The sequence below is a fragment of the Clostridium sp. UBA6640 genome, from assembly GCF_002455975.1.
In the GTDB taxonomy this organism is placed as follows: domain Bacteria; phylum Bacillota; class Clostridia; order Clostridiales; family Clostridiaceae; genus Clostridium_J.
The window spans coordinates 1-18340 of the sequence record NZ_DKLM01000069.1; the positions used below are offsets into that span (position 1 = coordinate 1).

18 protein-coding genes are annotated in these 18340 nt (G+C 28.8%); 17 read left to right on the forward strand and 1 reads right to left on the reverse strand.

Going from position 1 to position 18340, the window contains the following annotated elements; genetic code table 11:
• Nucleotides 1-312: 312 nt before the first annotated feature.
• The 5 genes from B2W91_RS07135 to B2W91_RS07155 all read left to right on the forward strand — a co-directional run bounded on the left by B2W91_RS07135 (nucleotide 313) and on the right by B2W91_RS07155 (nucleotide 5259).
• A complete protein-coding gene (locus tag B2W91_RS07135) occupies nucleotides 313-867 on the forward strand; it encodes a sigma-70 family RNA polymerase sigma factor (RefSeq protein ID WP_291579705.1) in 555 nt (184 codons plus the stop codon).
• Nucleotides 868-871: 4 nt separating this feature from the next.
• A complete protein-coding gene (locus B2W91_RS07140) occupies nucleotides 872-1891 on the forward strand; it encodes a DUF4179 domain-containing protein (RefSeq protein ID WP_291579706.1) in 1020 nt (339 codons plus the stop codon).
• Nucleotides 1892-2194: 303 nt separating this feature from the next.
• Nucleotides 2195-2962 (forward strand): serine aminopeptidase domain-containing protein, encoded by a 768-nt coding sequence (locus B2W91_RS07145; protein WP_291579707.1) that lies wholly within the window; start codon nucleotides 2195-2197, stop codon nucleotides 2960-2962.
• Between the two features lie 751 nt (nucleotides 2963-3713).
• Nucleotides 3714-4760, forward strand: coding sequence for an ArsR/SmtB family transcription factor (locus B2W91_RS07150; RefSeq protein ID WP_291579708.1), 1047 nt, complete (start codon nucleotides 3714-3716; stop codon nucleotides 4758-4760).
• 220 nt (nucleotides 4761-4980) lie between these two features.
• The gene (locus tag B2W91_RS07155; RefSeq protein ID WP_291579709.1) at nucleotides 4981-5259 is read left to right on the forward strand and encodes a CD3324 family protein; all 279 of its coding nucleotides are present in this window, start codon (nucleotides 4981-4983) and stop codon (nucleotides 5257-5259) included.
• A gap of 343 nt (nucleotides 5260-5602) precedes the next feature.
• Here B2W91_RS07155 and B2W91_RS07160 read toward each other — a convergent pair whose 3' ends face one another.
• Nucleotides 5603-6025 carry a pyridoxamine 5'-phosphate oxidase family protein gene (locus B2W91_RS07160; RefSeq protein ID WP_291579710.1) on the reverse strand — a complete coding sequence of 141 codons (423 nt, stop codon included), beginning with the start codon at nucleotides 6023-6025 and terminating at the stop codon, nucleotides 5603-5605.
• 132 nt (nucleotides 6026-6157) lie between these two features.
• On the opposite strand from B2W91_RS07160, the gene B2W91_RS07165 reads away from it, so the two are divergent.
• The 12 genes from B2W91_RS07165 (at nucleotide 6158) to B2W91_RS07220 (ending at nucleotide 18226) form a co-directional block, all read left to right on the forward strand.
• The gene (locus B2W91_RS07165) at nucleotides 6158-7090 is read left to right on the forward strand and encodes a helix-turn-helix transcriptional regulator (RefSeq protein WP_291579711.1); all 933 of its coding nucleotides are present in this window, start codon (nucleotides 6158-6160) and stop codon (nucleotides 7088-7090) included.
• A 308-nt stretch (nucleotides 7091-7398) separates the two neighbouring features.
• Nucleotides 7399-8874: a protein adenylyltransferase SelO gene (locus B2W91_RS07170; protein ID WP_291579712.1), complete on the forward strand. Its 1476-nt coding sequence runs from the start codon at nucleotides 7399-7401 to the stop codon at nucleotides 8872-8874.
• A 400-nt stretch (nucleotides 8875-9274) separates the two neighbouring features.
• A complete protein-coding gene (locus B2W91_RS07175; RefSeq protein WP_291579713.1) occupies nucleotides 9275-9550 on the forward strand; it encodes a CD3324 family protein in 276 nt (91 codons plus the stop codon).
• Between the two features lie 366 nt (nucleotides 9551-9916).
• The gene (locus tag B2W91_RS07180; protein WP_291579714.1) at nucleotides 9917-11557 is read left to right on the forward strand and encodes an ATP-binding cassette domain-containing protein; all 1641 of its coding nucleotides are present in this window, start codon (nucleotides 9917-9919) and stop codon (nucleotides 11555-11557) included.
• A gap of 378 nt (nucleotides 11558-11935) precedes the next feature.
• Nucleotides 11936-12811 (forward strand): AraC family transcriptional regulator, encoded by an 876-nt coding sequence (locus tag B2W91_RS07185; protein WP_349680794.1) that lies wholly within the window; start codon nucleotides 11936-11938, stop codon nucleotides 12809-12811.
• 10 nt (nucleotides 12812-12821) lie between these two features.
• Nucleotides 12822-13493, forward strand: a complete 672-nt coding sequence (locus B2W91_RS07190; protein ID WP_291579716.1) for a DUF1905 domain-containing protein — start codon at nucleotides 12822-12824, stop codon at nucleotides 13491-13493.
• A gap of 451 nt (nucleotides 13494-13944) precedes the next feature.
• Complete coding sequence (locus tag B2W91_RS07195) at nucleotides 13945-14766, forward strand: GNAT family N-acetyltransferase (RefSeq protein ID WP_291579717.1); 822 nt, start codon at nucleotides 13945-13947, stop codon at nucleotides 14764-14766.
• Nucleotides 14767-15124: 358 nt separating this feature from the next.
• A complete protein-coding gene (locus B2W91_RS07200; RefSeq protein ID WP_291579718.1) occupies nucleotides 15125-15754 on the forward strand; it encodes a hypothetical protein in 630 nt (209 codons plus the stop codon).
• Between the two features lie 144 nt (nucleotides 15755-15898).
• Nucleotides 15899-16774, forward strand: coding sequence for a GNAT family N-acetyltransferase (locus B2W91_RS07205; protein ID WP_291579719.1), 876 nt, complete (start codon nucleotides 15899-15901; stop codon nucleotides 16772-16774).
• A 54-nt stretch (nucleotides 16775-16828) separates the two neighbouring features.
• Complete coding sequence (locus B2W91_RS07210; protein ID WP_291579720.1) at nucleotides 16829-17263, forward strand: GNAT family N-acetyltransferase; 435 nt, start codon at nucleotides 16829-16831, stop codon at nucleotides 17261-17263.
• A 17-nt stretch (nucleotides 17264-17280) separates the two neighbouring features.
• The gene (locus B2W91_RS07215; protein ID WP_291579721.1) at nucleotides 17281-17751 is read left to right on the forward strand and encodes a GNAT family N-acetyltransferase; all 471 of its coding nucleotides are present in this window, start codon (nucleotides 17281-17283) and stop codon (nucleotides 17749-17751) included.
• A 205-nt stretch (nucleotides 17752-17956) separates the two neighbouring features.
• Nucleotides 17957-18226, forward strand: coding sequence for a CD3324 family protein (locus tag B2W91_RS07220; RefSeq protein ID WP_291579722.1), 270 nt, complete (start codon nucleotides 17957-17959; stop codon nucleotides 18224-18226).
• The last annotated feature ends 114 nt before the right edge of the window (nucleotides 18227-18340 follow it).

Here is an 18340-nt window from a genome sequence, read left to right on the forward strand (position 1 = left end):
TGAAATTCAAAATAGATAAAAGTAAAAACATTAAAGAAGATAATGGAAAGAATCTTATAGAAGAAAATGTGAAGGATAAAATGGAAGAGAAAAAAGAAGATAAAGTAGAAGAGAATGTAGAAGAGAATGTAGAAGATAAAACAGAATCAATGGAAATCACAGAATAAGATTAATTGAAAAATTACTGGATAGCTGCTATCCAGTAATTTTTTTTATTTAAAAAATTTATTATTTTGATAGAATTAATCTTAATTGAAGCGAAGTATATAGTGTAAGGTAAAAAACAAGCTTGTTTAAAAGAAGGAGTAAAAAATGAGAATTTCTAATAAAAACTTCATAAATCAGTTAAGGATGAAAAACGAAGAAGCCCTAGAATATGTTCTAGACAACTATGGATGGATTATTAAGGCTACAGTAAGAAAGCATTTGTACAACTTAGAGAGTCACCAGGAAGAATGTATAAATGATATACTTTTAGCCATTTGGAATAACATAGATAGTTTTGATGAAAGTAGAAGTGAATTTAAGAACTGGTTAGCTGGAGTTGCAAAGTATAAAGCTATTGACTATAAGAGAAGATATTTAAAAAAATTGGAATATGACAATATAGAAGATTTAAATATCAGTGTAGAAGATTCTGCTCATAAAGAACTTACCTCAAAGGAATTAAATGAGGACTTAGAAGAATTATTAAGTTGTTTAAAGAAAGAAGATATACAGCTTTTCATTAAATTATATGTGGAAGAAAAAGATATGAATGAGGTAAGTAAGGAAACAGGACTAAAAAAAGATGTAATTTACAACAGAGTATCTAGAGGAAAAATGAAAATAAAAAAACTATTCAAAATTGTAGAAAGTAGAGGATAGTATTATGAAAAAAAATATATATGATATGTTGAATGATAGCTCAATAAACGTAGAAGAATTAGAAAAAGAAGGCTTTAATGATATTGAAAAGAGAAGAATTAAAAACAAATTTAAGAAAACTATTCGTAAAGATAGGAATAGGAAAAATAAAGGAGTTGCAGTAGCAATAGCTGCAGGGGTACTAGCGGTTACATTGTTTGGAACTAATATTGGAAATGAAGCACTGGCAAACATAAAATTAATGGCATCTGATATAGGCAATTATTTAGGAATTAATAAAGATTTATCAGATTATAAAACTGTAGTTGGTAAGACTATAACTAAAGATGGAGTAACAATTCAATTAAATGAAGTTATCTTAGATAAGGATGAATTAATTGTTTCCACCACCTTAAAATCAGGTACTAAATTGGAGGAAGCTAGGACAATATATACATCAGAGTATATTTATATAAATGGTAAGAATATGTCTAGTGGAGCAATTGGGGAAGATAATCGAATAGATGATTATACTACGGAGAGTATAAGATCCTATCATTTAGATAAAGAAATTCCAAAGGGTGATTTAAGCATAAAAATAAAATATGTAAATGCATATATTGATGGAGTAGAGAAAAGAAAAGGACCATGGACATTTGAATTTAAAACTAATGGAGATCAGTTAGCTATAGAGACAGCAGAGAGTAATATAGATTATGACTTTAAATTAGAAGATGGCAATAAAATAATATTGGAAAAATATACTAGTAATGCAGTAGGACAAAAAATTTATTATTCAGTAGAAGGTAAAAGAGAGGCATATGATATTGAATTAAGAGGAAAAGATGATTTAGGAAATAAAATTAAGTTTAATATTACAACAGAATCCTCTGGGAAAGGGATAATGAGGGGATCAAAAACTTCAAATGATGCAAAGACGTTAACCCTTACACCTTATGCAGTAGCTTTTCCTAAAGAGAGTGGAAAAATGAGTAATGATTTCAAACAAGTAGGAGAGGAATTTATTATTAAAATAAATAAATAAAATTAATTTTAGATTAATTGGGTGCTGATTAGTATCCAATTTTTTTATAGGATTTAGTCTATTGAGCTTGCAATTTCGGAAAATATAAAACCATCTTTCTATTGGAATAGAAGCATTTAGTTAATAAGAAATTAATTTTAAGAAAAATTTTTATAATGAATTACCTTTTATAAATTTTTAATTTGTAAATATTGACAATGAAGTATGAGTAAATTACAATATGTTTAGATGAAATTTTAAAATGACTTTTAATATGCATCTAATACATTAAATTCAATGATAGATAATAAGGGGGATATGAGAATGCCTTGGTCAATTTTTAATTATGAGAATAGTTTTATTACCATTACAAGAGAAGAGATTAATGGAATTCCTTGTTTAAAATTTAAACCAAAGGGGTATATAGGATTGATGCCAACAGTGATTTTTTATCATGGATGGCACTCAAGCAAAGACTTCATAAGATTTAAAGCATTAATATTTGCTACTAATGGGTATCAAGTGATTGTGCCAGATGCCTTACATCATGGAGAGAGAAATCCAATTGACTACGATAATCCTCAAAATTTTGAAAGATATTTGTGGAAAATAGTACTTCAAAGTGTTGAGGAATCTAAAAAATTTATAGAGTCAATTATAAATGATCATGAAGCTGATCCAAAAAGAATTGGAATTACTGGTAATTCCATGGGAGCAATTACTGCTGGTGGGGTTTTTGTTGATAACCCTAATATAAAATGCCTTGTTGGATTTAATGGGAGCTTTGCATGGCAGCATTCCATTAAAGTAAATTCTATGCCTCAAGTTAGTGAAGAGAATAAAAAATTGATAGAATACTACGACCCTATGAATAATGGAGATAAATTGAAAGAAAGAGCTATTTTAATATTGCACGGCACAGAGGATACTTCAGTATCAATTGAAAGTCAAAGGGTATTTTTCAATGAAATGCTGCCATTATATGCTGAAAATCCAGAAAAGTTTCAGTTTATTGAGGAAGAGAAGATAGATCATCAAACAACTACGGGAATGATGGAGCAAGCAGTAATGTGGTTTAAAAAGTATCTTTAAGATTTATTGATTAAACTCCTAGAAATTTATAACTTTTATGGTGAGGAGTTTTTAAGATAATAACAAAAAATAGTGATAGCACCTCAATCTATAAGAAAACTAATAGAAACAATAGATTGAAGTTATTTTTACGACTGCTATAAAAATACCATATGTAATTTGATGCGAAAAAGTATAAATTTTATCTTAAATTTTTATATTTTTACTTATTAATTCTTAATTTTTAAGAGAAATTATTTCCCAGGGTATATTCTAAGCTCTCAAATTGTTAGTTTTCCACCTCTGGGGAACAGTAGTGAAGCCCGTTAGGGTTCCCCTGAGGTGCAGTATAGGTCGGAACAATACTAATAAATTTAGCTAGTACTATGGAGAGACTACATTTGCTAGTGTTTCATTGTAGGGGCGAACAGTGTTCGCCAGTTATTCTTTGAATATATAGCATTATCAAATGTTACAACTAAAATTATATTGATATGGTTTAGGGTTTATGGAGAACACTGTTCTCCGCTACAGTTAATTAATTCTAAATTTATCAGTTACCACTGAGAAATATCCGAAATTGTGAATTTTGAATTTAGTAGTTTTATGGATGATACCAGCAAGTGTTAATTATTTTCAGAGATAGACTAAATTTAGGAGTGCTGCATCTATATAAGGTTCATCTATGCGAAAAAGAGTTTGTAATATATAATTTTTAGTAGTAGTTTAAGAAATTAATATAGTATTATCAAATAATAATGGAGGAAAAAAGATGGAGATAATTTTTAGCCCCAAGGCAGGGGAGATTTATAGTTTATTTACTAGTCTTTATCTTGGGTGGAATGTACACATACTTGAAAAGCATATAAGTATCTTTGGAATAACATTAAAAAAAGAACTTAAAGAGGAATATTACTATATAAATGAAATGCATAATGACAAGAAAGAACAAATGGATTTCTTTTTCGACAATGAATCAAAAATCTTTAGAGCTTTTATGATTTTTGAAAAAATATGGGGAAGCAAATCTATTGAAGAATATATTAGCTCTATTGAAAATATAAGCGAACATGCATTAAAAACAATGTTAGTAAAGACGTTGATAGATGACAAACTTAAAAATAATGATGAGTATATAGAAAAGATTGCAGACAGCAAAGAAGATATTTTAAATTTTATCAAAGAACTTGATATTGATAAGTCATCAAAATGGGACCTTTACTGCTTTATAGATAATATTGAGAAATATAAACAGGAATTTATCATTTTAATCAAAGATCATATTCCTACATTTAATAAGTTATACAAGAAGCAAAGTAAGTTTATTAATGAAATTAATAGCTATATAACAAAAGGAATTAATTCTACAGGAATTGAATTTATCAAGGAATATACAAATAATTTTATCAGTTTAAAAGACTTTAAAAAAATATATATAGCTAGTTCCTATTTTGATAGTTATTTAATCTACTTCACATTAAGGTGCAATACGGAAAATTGCTATCTAGTAGTGGGACCTTATCATAAGGAGATTATTAATCAAAATGATTGTATGGAAACATATCTTAAAATCCTTAAAAATCTCTGTGATAAAACAAGATTTGGCATTATGAAATATATATTAGATGATAAGAGGTATGGACAAGAGATAGCTGAGAAATTTAATATTTCAAATGCTAGCGTTTCATATCATATGAATAATTTACTTTTATTAAATTTAGTTGAAATATCTAAACAAGATAATAAGGTGTTTTATAAGCTAAACAAAAAGAGAATATCAGAAACTATTAAGTTTTTAGAGGATGAGTTTTGTTTATAATATTTTAAGGAAGACTGCTAATTAGTAAGTTTTTTATTGAGGGGGGACATATATGTATAGTACAGATCATTTAGTAATTGTATTAAGCTCCGAGCAAAAACTGTAGAGTACAGAACATATTTTGTTAGGAGCTATTTTAGAAATTGACAGTTTATCAAAATAGTTTTGTGCAGTTTTTGCATCAGTATTTACATTAATAATAGTGAATAGGAGCAAAAATATGAAATATGAAAATGCACAAAATATATTACCAAATGATATTATAGAGCAACTGCAACAGTATGTTGATGGAATATATTTATATATACCGAAAAAAGATGATAATAAAAAATCTTGGGGAGAAGATAGTGGTTTTAAAAATGAGTTAGTTAAAAGAAATATAGAAATATATGATAAATTTCTTTTAGGAGTCTCAGTTAAAGAGCTGGCTAATAGCTACTATCTTTCTGAAAGTAGTATAAGAAGAATAATAAGAGAATATAGATTATTAAAAAGATAAACAATAAAAGAGATATTTGTATAAAAGCNNTTATTTAGGCATCTTCAAAAAATAAATAAGTCAGAATGCTCGTCTATTTTGTATTATACTGCGTGTTCTACTATCTGTGGAACCTGTTTCCTTGTCTAACTCAAAATATACTTCCCAACTTTGACTTATTATTTATTTTCAGATGCCTTATACAAGATTATAAATGATACAGAGTTGTTTATGTACTAACTTTATTAATTTAGGATAAAGATCTATTTCAAATAAAAATCTGTCATTTGTCTATAGTAAATTAATTAATTAATAAAACAATTGCCCCACTATCTGTAAAAGTTAGTAGGGCAGTTTTTTGAGATTATAGAATTATGTTACTAGAGTGAGTGAAATCTAGTGTCACTACAGCTTCTCTAAAATGAATTTCATAAAGATCCAACTGATCTCCAACTTGCTCTATTGTCATTTCATAATCAGGAATTTTTTTAGCAAATCCATCTTTTAAATCATATATTGTTAAATTACTTTTTTGAATTATTGCCTCAGTAACTCGAACGTGTTCATTACCCTTAGGTGGAACAGTAGTAAATGCTACTATATTGTTTTTCGAAAATTCCTCTACCTTTTGATTATCTTTAAAGGTTGAAAAATACACTATCCCTTTCTTTTTAGTATCATAATAGAAATTTACAATCCTAACATTTGGGATATTGTTTACGCAAGTTGCTAAAGCTATCTCACCTTGTTCTGTCATAATTCTATTAAATTCTTGTAAAAAATCCATCTATATTCCTCCTCTTATAAGTTTATTATTTTATAGAATACCTTCTATAGTTTTAATATATCATGCAAAACTTGACACCATTATGTCATGTTTTTAAAATTAGTGTATATATGATTTTAAGGAGCGATACAATTGAAAATAGATAGATTAATGTCCATAGTTATGATATTACTAAATTGTGAAAGAATCAGTGCAACAAAACTTGCTGAAATGTTTGAGGTTACACCTAGAACTATATATAGGGATATAGAAGCAATATCTTTAGCAGGTATACCAATTATTACTCACAACGGTGTTAATGGTGGTATTAGCATAATACCTGAATATAAAGTAGATAAAAAATTTTTTACTACTTCAGATATTTCAACACTTTTAATGGGACTTGGAAGTATTTCGACAACGCTATCTCATAAAGAAATTATAGGTACGCTAGAAAAAGTAAAAAGCTTACTTCCAAAAGAACAATTTAAGGATATTGAATTAAAAGCAAAGCAAATAGCTATAGATCTCACCACATGGATGGGAAATAAAAATTTTCAACCCAACCTTGAAAAAATAAAAAAAGCTCTAAATGACAGTAAGTATCTATTATTTGAATATTATAGTGGGAATAGAGAAAAAAATAATCGCTGCATTGAACCTTATAAATTAATATTAAAAGAAGGAAATTGGTATTTACAAGGTTACTGCACTTTGAGGAATGATTTTCGCACTTTTAAACTATCTAGAATTTCAAATCTTCAAGTTTCAGATTCTACATTTACACCACGAGAATTTCACGGAAAACCGTTGGATGGAACAGGCTGGATAGATAAAAGACTTATCACAATTAAACTTTTAGTTGATTGGTCTCTTAGAGAGCAAATGGTTGAACGTTGTGGGGAAGAAAATATTAAGCCTTATGGCAATGATCAATTTATAGTTGAATTTCCATTTGTAGAAGATGACTTAGGATACAATATTTTGCTAGGGTTTGGAGATAAATGTGAATGCTTAGGCCCTGAAAATGTGCGAAGAGAGCTTATCCGTCGTATTAAGAAATTATCAAACATTTATAATAAATAATATTTATAAAAGAATATAATAGGAATTTGAAATTATTTATTTTTGAATTGACGTAAACATTTATTAATAAAGAATAAGCAATACATTGCTAGTAAAAAATTAATTTCAACTTTAAAGATTTAGAAGTTAAAGAGAAATATAGGGAGAATAATAAAACACNNTATAGGGAGAATAATAAAAATCTTATAAGTACAAACTAAAAGGAGTTAAGTATTATAGAGGTTTATATTCAAAAATCATAGAAGCTATGATTTTTGTTTCATGTAATAAAAAGGCTATAAAAAAGAGAAGCGGAAAAGGAGGATAGTATGAAAGAAAGGGAAGTAGTAATAGAAACAGGTTTGAACTTGGACAATAGTTATGCTCACCTTCCAGAAATATTTTTTACTAGACAGAGCCCAAGCCAGGTACCTTCACCAAAATTAGTTACATTGAATTATCCGTTAATAGCTTCTTTAGGATTAAATGCTAAGGGACTTGAAAGTGCTGATGGAGTAGATGTGTTTGCAGGAAACAAGATTCCAGAAGGTGCTACACCTCTTGCACAAGCATATGCAGGACATCAATTTGGGCATTTTGCCATGTTAGGTGATGGAAGAGCTTTACTCATAGGAGAATATATCACTCCACTAGGTGAGCGATTTGATATTCAACTTAAAGGTTCAGGTGAAACTCCATATTCACGAAGAGGCGATGGTAAAGCAGCACTAGGTCCAATGTTAAGAGAATACATTATAAGTGAGGCAATGAATGCACTGGGTATTGCTACCACCCGTAGCCTAGCTGTAGTTACAACAGGAGAGTCAATAATAAGGGAAACTAGGTTACCTGGTGCAATACTAACTCGAGTAGCTGCCAGCCATATACGTGTTGGTACATTTCAATATGCTTCAAAATGGGGTACAGTTGAAGAACTTAGAGCATTAGCTGATTATACTTTACAAAGACATTTTAAAGAAGCAGATGATAAAGAAAACCGTTATCTTTTCTTGCTTCAAGAAGTAATTAAAAATCAAGCTGAGCTTATTGCAAAATGGCAACTGGTTGGTTTTATCCATGGAGTGATGAACACTGATAATATGACAATTAGCGGAGAAACAATTGATTATGGTCCTTGTGCCTTTATGGATGTCTATGACCCTGCAACTGTATTTAGTTCTATTGATATTCATGGTAGATATGCTTATGGTAATCAACCTAATATTGGGGCGTGGAATCTTGCAAGGTTTGCTGAAACACTATTACCATTGCTACATACTAATCAGGAGGAAGCTCTCAAGTTAGCACAGAGCGCAATCTCGGATTTTCCTACGTTGTATAAGCGCAATTGGCTTTCTGGAATGAGAGCAAAGCTTGGTATATTTAACGAAGAGCCTGAGGATGAGTCTCTAATTGAAGGACTTCTAAGTATAATGCAAGAGTATGGTGCAGACTATACTAATACCTTCCGTGCATTAACTTTTGATAACATAGAGGATACAGTACTGTTTGGAAAAGTGGAATTTGATGAGTGGTATAAGTTATGGCAGGAGCGATTAACAAGACAAGAGGAATCAAAAGCCTCCTCAAAGGAGCTTATGAAAAGTAGTAATCCAGCAGTAATTCCACGTAATCACAGGGTAGAAGAAGCACTAAAAGCTGCAGTAGAGCAAGGTGATTATAGTGTGATGGAACGGCTTTTAGATGCACTTTCAAAACCTTATGATCACTCTAAAGAACAGGATTATTATTCTACATTACCTGAACCATCAAGTTGTTCATACAGAACATATTGTGGAACCTAATACAAAAGCAGCTAGTAAAATATATTGAGTTTTACTAGCTACTTTTGTGTGGAAGCATAATAAGAACTTAAGTTTAAAAAACACTAATTATATTGTATATGGGAAAGTCTGTGGTTTTTCACTTACAACATGATTTCAAGAGAAGGAAAATCAAGGGTATTATAGAATGGTTTAATATATACTTTCTAATTATATAAATAAAAATAGTGAGGTGAATAAAATGGACAACTTAAAGTTTACATTAAATAGTATAAGTAGCTCTAAGCAGAGACTATTTTAATGTTAAGTCTACAACTTTGCTTAGAGTAATTTAGATTATAGTAGATAAAATAGGCTTAACATATAGTAGTCTTTGCACTTAATTCATAGTTATATTGTGGATTAAAAGGAGTGCATAGAAGTGAAATATGTTAAAGCAGAAAGTATTTTACCAGAGTATGTAATAGAAATTATCCAAAATTATATAGATGGTGAATATTTATATATACCTAGAAAAAAAGGTAATGAGAAGTCTTGGGGAGAGAAGAGCGGAATAAAAAGTATTTTAAAGGATAGGAATGTTGAGATATATAAGAAATTCACATATGGATTTAGCATAGAGGAACTATGTGAGGAATATTATCTTTCTGAAAGCAGCATAAGAAGAATACTAAAAAGTGAAAAGTTAAGTAGCTAAGAATAAAACCAGCAGAGCTTTATAGTTCTGCTGGTTCTATTTATGTGGAAGATAAATAAAAAACCAAATTCTATATAGAACCATTTGCGAAAGTGAATAAAGAGAGTGCTACTAGTATAATTTTAATCAATGGAAAATTGACTATGGACAATTGACAATTACGGATATTTCTCAGTAGTAACTGAGAAATTTAGAATTGACTAATTGTAGCGGAGAACAGTGTTCTCCACAGAGTAGCTAGCGATATAATCGCTAGTAAAAGAAATAATTAAAGAAATTACTTTGTTAAAAAGTAATTTCAACCATAATTGTCCATTGTCAATCGTCCATTGTCAATTGTACAAGTATTAAGGGGGAGGGGTTATAATGAAAAAATATATTAATAAAATTAAATGGTACATTTTGATAGGAATTATATTTGATGCACTTTATACATTAACAATTGCAATAGTTCCATATATGCAGAAACTATTGTTTGATAATGCTTTAAATGAGGGGATTGGATGGGTCTTAAAGCTTTCACTTTTGTATTTTATTTTTATGATTTTGGGTTTAATATTTTTATACGTATCAGAAAGATGTGCTTGGAAAAGGTCTATAATCTTTGAAACGGAATTAAAAAAAGATTTTTTTCAATCAATATCTAGATATAGTTATAAAAGATTTTCTCAAAGAGATATTGGTGAATATATATCTATGCAAGGTAATGATATTACTGCGCTAGAACAGGATTATCTTCAGCCATTAATTTCAATTGTTCAATCTATAAATATGCTTATTATTTATAGTGTAATAATGTTTGTATTTGTAGATTTTAGAATTGCGTTAGTTATATTTTTATCATCTCTTGTATCAGTATTTGTACCTAAAATCACTGCAAAAACATTAGCTAAACGTCGTAATGAATACTTAGTTCAAGTGGGACGATATGTGTCTTGTATAAAAGATTTCTTTGAAGGTTTTAAATTAATCGACAATAGGACACGAAATAATATATGTAAAGAGCATGATAAAATTATTAAAGAAACAGCAGATAAGAGATATGAATACGGAAAGTTTAAAGTTGTTACACTTAAGGTAAACGGATTTGCTATAGATATTATTGGTATATTTAGTTTTATTGCAGTAGGAATTCTATTTTTTAAAAATGAAATTACTATAGGAACAGGTATTGCTACATTTGGATATATTCAATGTTTTATTAATCCTATAGATGAAATTTTAAGAGACATAAATACTATAAGCTCTTTAAAGCATGTAAAATCTAAAGTGTTTACATATATCAATGAAAATGAACCTTCTAACAAAGTAGATAAGGGAGAATTTAATTCACATATAGAATTTAAAAATATTAGCATTGATTATGGAGATTTTTCAATCAGTGATTTTTCTTATCGATTTGAAAAGGGTAAAAAATATGCCTTAGTTGGACATAGTGGGTCTGGTAAATCAACCATAGTAAATGCTCTTATGAAGTATAGAGAGTTAGATAGTGGAAATATTTATATTGATGGTGAGAATTTAAATTCATTAGATACTTCAAGTATAATATGTTGTGTAAATCAAAGTGAGCATATATTTGCAGATAATTTTATAAACAATGCTTCAGTATTTTCCTCATATAACAACACTAAAATTAGTGAAATTGTGGATAATTTAAATTTAAATATACTAAAAAATATAAAATATAAGGAGAATTGTCAACAATTAAGTGGAGGAGAAAAGCAAATAGTAAATATTGTACGTATGCTTAGTGCAGATACCCCGATATGCATTATGGACGAGTCTTTTTCAGCAATGGATGTGAACACAACAGAAGTTTTACAGAATACTTTAATGAATATGAAAGATAAAACTGTAATCATGGTAACCCATAAGTTATCGCAAGAGCAGCTTGAACAATTTGATGAAGTCATTCTTATGAAGTCTGGTAAAGTGATGCAAAGCGGAGCATATAGTGATATCTTAAAAACACCAGAGTTTAGAAAACTACAAACAATTTCTTAATAAAATGAAATTCTTATAGAACTAATATATTTTTATAAGAATTTTAAATATTAATATAAAAAATTCCATTTGAAGATTTAAAACAATAGGTGTCACATCTATTGTTTTAATTTTCTGTAAATATTATAATTAAAGGAATTATATGTAATAGATATATTGCAGTTTAAAGTTAAAAAATGGGGGAGGGGTATGGAGAACTCTCTTATGAGGGGATGGTTGGAAATAGGGATAATTTTATATATATTTTAGGAGACACAGAAATAAACTAAGTGATGTATATAATTTACATTATCGACTAATTGCGGCAGAAAAAATCGAGAGAATTTATTTGATAAAATGTATGATATTGTATGATAGGAGATGATACAGTTGGAATGGATGGAACATATCAATAGAGCTGTAGATTATATTGAGGAAAATTTAGATGGTGAAATTTCATATGAGAGATTATCACAAATTGCTGGATGTTCTATATATAACTTTCAGCGAATGTTTTCTTATATTGCAGATAAGACTTTGAATGAATACATTAGAAATAGACGACTTACTCTTGCAGCTTTTGATATTTTAAATAGCAAAGTAAATATTGTTGATATTGCAATGAAGTATGGATATACTTCTCATGATTCTTTTACAAGAGCCTTTCAAAAGTTTCATGGAGTTCTTCCATCAAAAGTACGTACGGATACAGTAAGTCTTAAATCTTGTCCTAAAATCTCCTTTCATATTACAATTAAAGGAGACGGTTATATGAATTATCAGATTGAACAATGGCCAGCCTTTACTATTTCAGGAATAAGAAGAAGAATTAATACTGATGAAGCTTTTCAGCTTATTCCACAGATTTGGGAAACAGCGGGCAGAGATGGGACTATGCAACAATTATTTGACCTTTGGAGTAAAGCAGATATGCGTCCAGTAGGGCTTCTTGGAATCAGTAATGGAGAACAATGTGGGAATTCAGAGGAAATGGACTATTATTTAGGTGTAACTACTTACGTTCATACATCTGAATGTGCTAAGGTTACTACTCCTAGCCATATGGATGAATTCCAATTTCCTAAAGCCACGTGGGTAATATTAGAAGCAAATGGAGCATTACCAGAAGCTGTTCAGAATATTTATAAGAAATTTTATACAGAATGGTTACCAAATTCTAGCTATGAACTTGATGATTTGCCAGTAATTGAATGTTATTTACAAGATAATAGGCAGGAAGTATGGATTGCAATAAAATTAAGAAAAAATTCCTAGGAGGAAAGCTATGGAATATAAGTTCGAAGGAACGTTATTAAAGGAGAATATAAGAACATTCATAGTAATACCTTTCAATGTGTGGGAAGTATGCGAGCAAAAAGGCATAATACCTGTAAAAGTCACAGTAAATAATATAACTTTTGAATGTAAACTTGTACCTAAAGGTAATGGAAACTATTATATCCCGATCACAAAGCCAATTCTTAAGGAAATAGAAGATCATATAAATTTTAATGTATCTTTTGAAATAATTGATGGATTGACTAGGATTAATAAGAATAGTCCATATAGTATTAAAAATCCTATACGAAAAATAGATAAGATAGAAAGTATTATTCAGCCGCAAAGTGGTATGTGTGGACAAATATGTGTAGCAATGTTAGCAGGGGTATCCATAGAAGAAGTAGTTAATATTATGAAATCAAAAAGATGGCAAGCATCTTTAAGTAAGGTAATTGAAACCCTAGATTACTATGGAATTGCTCATTCATCTAAAATGATTTATATGCGTAATGAAGTAAAAGAATTACCTAAATGTTGCATTATAAATGCTCGTTCCGAGAAACGTAGTCATCTATTGCTGTTTTATAATGGAGAGTATTATGATCCATCCTTAGGCGTATTGGAAGAGTATGATACAAATCAAATCATCGGATATCTAGAAATTTTTGTAGAATAATTTTTATAAACAGAATCATAGATCACATGAGTCAAGGGCAGTCATAGAGAAAATTATGGCTGTCCTAAAAGTCTTATCTATAGTTATTTAATGATAAAAATTTTATATTAATGTTGCATGGAATATAAAATTTTAATAAACTAAAATTTATAAATAATTGGAGGAAAAGAAAATAAATACTGTTTTAAATTTAGATACAACTATAATTTTTTTAGTTTTTATTGCATTAGCATTAGTAAATTTATTTTTTATCCATTTTTCAACTAAAAGCTGTAAAATGGATAAGAACAAAAACATAGTATTAACTTTAAATGCATTTTTTCTAATAATAAATTTATTTATTTTAACTGGTTTAGTCATATTAGCTATGATATCTAATTATTGTTTTGGACCATAAATTTTGCGAAGTATGGATACCGGTAAAAAGAAAATAGACTTGGAGGGTATTAGAATGAATATTAAAATATGTAATCCAAAAGAAGATCGACCAGGTAAAGAAAATATCTTTTTAGCATTTGACGAGAAAGAAAACTATTTGGGATATGCTTATGCATATCCAGCAATAAACTATCATCAGACATATGAAACGCCATATGCTATTTTTATAGATGTTAATATAGAATTTGATTTGGACAAGTTGTTAGAATATGAAGTTAGGCAGAAGTTATTTGACAAAGTATATTCTAGGGCTAAAGAGCTTCGGATGGAAAGACCAGATTTAAAAGCTAGAATATACTCTGGATTTAGCTATGATAAGGATAAGTTAGACTTTTATATTAAAAATGGATTTGAAGAAGATTACAGCATTATTATGGAGGCAGATATTCCTAAAAACTTTACATACACTTTACCTGAAAATATAAAGGTAATAGAATTGAAATTTGATTCTATGGAAGAACTAATGGAATATAAAGCAATGTATGATGAAATATTTATAACACCGTTGGATATAGAAGCATTTGCAGAACAAGAAAAAGAAATGTATTTTAAGAATCTGTCTTTTTTAATAGAGAACAAAGTGCAGGGAGGATGTACAATTTTTGAAAAGGATGGCTTCGGATTTATTGAGACATTATATGTTTTACCTGAAGCACGAGAAAAAGGGCTATCAAAGGTTATAGTCAATTATATATTTAATTATTTCATGTTAAATGGATTAAGTAAAACAAAACTTGAAGTATGGCAATTAAATAAACGTGCCATAAAGCTCTATAAATCCTTTGGATATGATGAAGTAGAGAAAAATTTAATGTTCTCAGGCATAAATTTATGATTAAAGAATAGATGAAATAAAGCTTATGTAAAAAGTTTTATTTCATCTATTTTTATTTATAAAAGTTACAATAAAGTATATAATTTACATTTGATTTGATATAATAGTTATAAAATTCATACTGTACTTATGAATATAAGAAAAATTTTTCATATTAAATGAAGTCCATTTTATTATTAATATTAGCAGCATTTAATATAATAAATGCAGTAAATTAATGGGGGCATAAAAATGGATGAAGTTAATGTTTGTGAAAAAATGAAATAGTACTAATTATTTTTATGAAAGGTCAATGACTTATAAATTTAACAGAAAAACTTAAATCATTAAAAGTAATTGTTATTTTAGGAAGGAAAATATGAAGTTTAAAGTAAGAGAAAAAATATTACACGGAAATAATAAATTATATATTTATATACCTTTAAAAATACCGAAGCAGCTTACAGCTATAGATCCAATAGTTTGGGACAAGGCAATACTTGGCAATTCAACTGCCTACGAGTTTCTTGAAAAAGTATTTATTTTAGCTTCAAGATTAGAGTCTCAACAACTTATATATATTCCAACAAATTCTATAAAATTAAATGAATATAGAGATATATGGGAATATGGAATATTTGATATGGACATTGTACTCATAAATTATCATGGAGTTCAGCTTAAAGCTAAGGAAATATTTAAAGCTATTAAAGAAGCAAATACAATTTCTGAAGAACTTAAAGATATGGCTATCGAAAAAAACAATATTCAATATCCTAATCGCTGGTTAACTGATGGAAAATTAGCTGCAAAGCGATTTAAGAATCTTTTAATAGTTTCAACTAATAGAGATGTATTTTTAAAATTTGCTTGTGATATCGAGTATATGACGGGGATGGAGGATGACGAAGAATATAACTTTGATTGCCACATTCATGAAGATTTAATTGGTACTTCAGAAGATAATGGATTTAACTTTTTATATTATCATAAAAAAGAAAATATGTGACATTAGTTAAAACATGTTGTCACTCAAGATCAATAGCTACATGTATGTATAAGAAAAATTTAGCATTGAGATATAAGTTAAACATTATATGGAGACAGGAGAATAGTGAGAAGTTATTAAATTATTAAGGTAGAGGGTCTTAAAATGGAGAAGTTTAATTATAAAAGTAGGGTAATTATAGAGCAAAGCTTAAGTGAAGAAGATTTTAAGGATGTCGAGAAATTAATAGAGATATGCAATAAAAGACATAATACAGATTTAAAGCTTTATCTTGATAGGGAAGCAGAGAACATTACTAAATTTTTATTTTACGATGAAAGAGATTTAATTGCATATTTTGGTATGACACTCAGCTACAATGTGGGAGAAGCATATATATGGGGTACAATTAATCCGGATTGCAAAACAAAGGATATTTTCTCAGAGATTTTTAAGAGTGTAAAAGATAGATGTAGAGAAAATAATGTGGACACTTTAAAATTCATTAATAAAAGAGATGTTACTAGCTTTAGAGAGTTCATTATATATGTAGGTGGAGAAGAGAAATACTCAACTTATGAAATGAAGTTTAATAGAAAATATTATAAAGAACTCAGTGGGGAATGCACTAACCTTGTTCTAAGTAAAGCATCGCTTGAAGATTTAGATGAGATCGTTCCTATAGGTATTGAAGCTTTTGGAACCACCGAAAAAGATGAGAGAGCGTACAATGAATCAAATTTAAATAATTCTAAATACAGTAATTTCATTGGTAAGATTCATAATACTACAGTAGGGATTATTTCTGCAAGAATAGAGAATGGTGAGGGAAGTATTGCTGATTTAGCAGTTCAAAAGAGTTATAGAGGAAAGGGATTTGGAAGAGCAATATTATCAAAAACAATTGCTTACTTACTTAATGAGAGGATCGAAAATTTCACCCTTAGTGTTGAAATGGAAAATAGAAAAGCTCTCTCTATATACGAGGATTCAGGATTCAGAGCAGTAAGCGTTAGCGATTGTTATGAGGTGAAATTTTGAAAAAATTAATTTTAATTTGTGGTGCAAATGGCATTTAGAAAGAAGGTAATTCTATTGATATTGTTTAAAGAGATTACGAGAGAAAACTTCTGGGAATGCATTGAACTTAGTGTTGCAGAAAATCAGAAAAGTTTTGTGACATCTAATGCAGTTTCAATTCCTCAAGCAAAAGTACAACCAGAATGTATATCACTTGCAGTATATGATGATGATACCATGGTAGGATTTGTAATGTACTGTATTGATGAAGATGATGGTGAATATTGGATTTATAGAATAATGATTGATAAAAACTATCAATCAAATGGATACGGTAAAAAAACTTTAGAGAAGCTTTTAGAGATTATAAAAAAAGATAAGTCACATAATAAGATTTTTCTTGGGGTCCATAAAGAAAGTATCCAAGCTGTAAATTTATATAAGAGTGTAGGGTTTGATTTCAATGGACAAGTATTTGGTAGTGAGCACATTATGAGGTTAGATTATTAATTAACAGGGAGGAACGTATGAAAGTACAACTAAAAAAAAGTTTAATTGGACAAGTAGAAAATTCATCTAAATTCCAAATAAAAAAGCTGACTTCAGAAGGGGGAGAATTGGAAAAAGAATTAGCATATTACTTATCGAAATTCATTGAAGGGACATTAGATCCAGATCTTTCAGGTAAAAAACCAGACAAATTTATTGCTAATCTTAAAAATGGTGTTTTTGGAGATTTCTCGAAAAGGTATATTATAACTGCACATGATAATGATGAAGTTATTGGTATTCTAATAGGGCTTCCACAAGAAGAACAAATAATGCATATTTATTCAGTACATGTCTCACACAAATATCGTAATAGAGGGGCAGCCTCTGCATTATTGTCAACATGTATAAATGATATGTATATGAGAAATGTAAAAGACATCATTATAGATGTTCATGTTGATAATAAACCTGCATATAATCTATATAAGAAGTTTGGATTTGTGTAGTTTTCGGAAAATTATGATAAAGTTTAAAGTACAGTTAGATAAAATTTTATAGATGAAAAACATTGTGATTGGAGTGATTCTTATGAAATATCCATGCTTAAAGCCCTCTATAGATTCATAGCAGAGACTGCTATGAAGATGGTATGAAAATTACTTTATAAGTAGTCTTTGCTCATAACTTTATATTAATAAGGAGGGGCAAGATATGGCTTATATTAGTGCACAGACCGTATTACCGGAAGAAGTAATAAAATTAATACAAGAGTATGTAGATGGAGAATGTTTATACATTCCAAGAAAAAATGGAAATGAAAAATCTTGGGGCGAAAAGAATGGCATAAAAAGTAGTTTTAAAAAAAGAAATAATGAAATATTTCGTAAATATATAGATGGAAGTACTGTTGCTCAACTATCAGAAGAATATTATCTTTCAGAAAAAACTATAAGAGGGATAATAAGTAAAGAAAAGCGTTAGTACTTATTATAAAAAAGTCTTATTTCAATTAGTATTTGTTAATAAGGCTTTTTTGTGTCTATTGCAGTGTTAGATATAATTTAGTAAAAATCTCTACAAAGCAGCAAAGAAAGA

What these genes read in the sequence shown, in the direction of transcription:
- B2W91_RS07135 (WP_291579705.1), top strand. Translation starts at nt 313, where the DNA reads ATGAGAATTTCTAATAAAAACTTCATAAATCAGTTAAGGATGAAAAAC.
- B2W91_RS07140 (WP_291579706.1), top strand. Translation starts at nt 872, where the DNA reads ATGAAAAAAAATATATATGATATGTTGAATGATAGCTCAATAAACGTA.
- B2W91_RS07145 (WP_291579707.1), top strand. Translation starts at nt 2,195, where the DNA reads ATGCCTTGGTCAATTTTTAATTATGAGAATAGTTTTATTACCATTACA.
- B2W91_RS07150 (WP_291579708.1), top strand. Translation starts at nt 3,714, where the DNA reads ATGGAGATAATTTTTAGCCCCAAGGCAGGGGAGATTTATAGTTTATTT.
- B2W91_RS07155 (WP_291579709.1), top strand. Translation starts at nt 4,981, where the DNA reads ATGAAATATGAAAATGCACAAAATATATTACCAAATGATATTATAGAG.
- B2W91_RS07160 (WP_291579710.1), bottom strand. Translation starts at nt 6,025, where the DNA reads ATGGATTTTTTACAAGAATTTAATAGAATTATGACAGAACAAGGTGAG.
- B2W91_RS07170 (WP_291579712.1), top strand. Translation starts at nt 7,399, where the DNA reads ATGAAAGAAAGGGAAGTAGTAATAGAAACAGGTTTGAACTTGGACAAT.
- B2W91_RS07180 (WP_291579714.1), top strand. Translation starts at nt 9,917, where the DNA reads ATGAAAAAATATATTAATAAAATTAAATGGTACATTTTGATAGGAATT.
- B2W91_RS07185 (WP_349680794.1), top strand. Translation starts at nt 11,936, where the DNA reads ATGGAACATATCAATAGAGCTGTAGATTATATTGAGGAAAATTTAGAT.
- B2W91_RS07190 (WP_291579716.1), top strand. Translation starts at nt 12,822, where the DNA reads ATGGAATATAAGTTCGAAGGAACGTTATTAAAGGAGAATATAAGAACA.
- B2W91_RS07195 (WP_291579717.1), top strand. Translation starts at nt 13,945, where the DNA reads ATGAATATTAAAATATGTAATCCAAAAGAAGATCGACCAGGTAAAGAA.
- B2W91_RS07200 (WP_291579718.1), top strand. Translation starts at nt 15,125, where the DNA reads ATGAAGTTTAAAGTAAGAGAAAAAATATTACACGGAAATAATAAATTA.
- B2W91_RS07205 (WP_291579719.1), top strand. Translation starts at nt 15,899, where the DNA reads ATGGAGAAGTTTAATTATAAAAGTAGGGTAATTATAGAGCAAAGCTTA.
- B2W91_RS07215 (WP_291579721.1), top strand. Translation starts at nt 17,281, where the DNA reads ATGAAAGTACAACTAAAAAAAAGTTTAATTGGACAAGTAGAAAATTCA.
- B2W91_RS07220 (WP_291579722.1), top strand. Translation starts at nt 17,957, where the DNA reads ATGGCTTATATTAGTGCACAGACCGTATTACCGGAAGAAGTAATAAAA.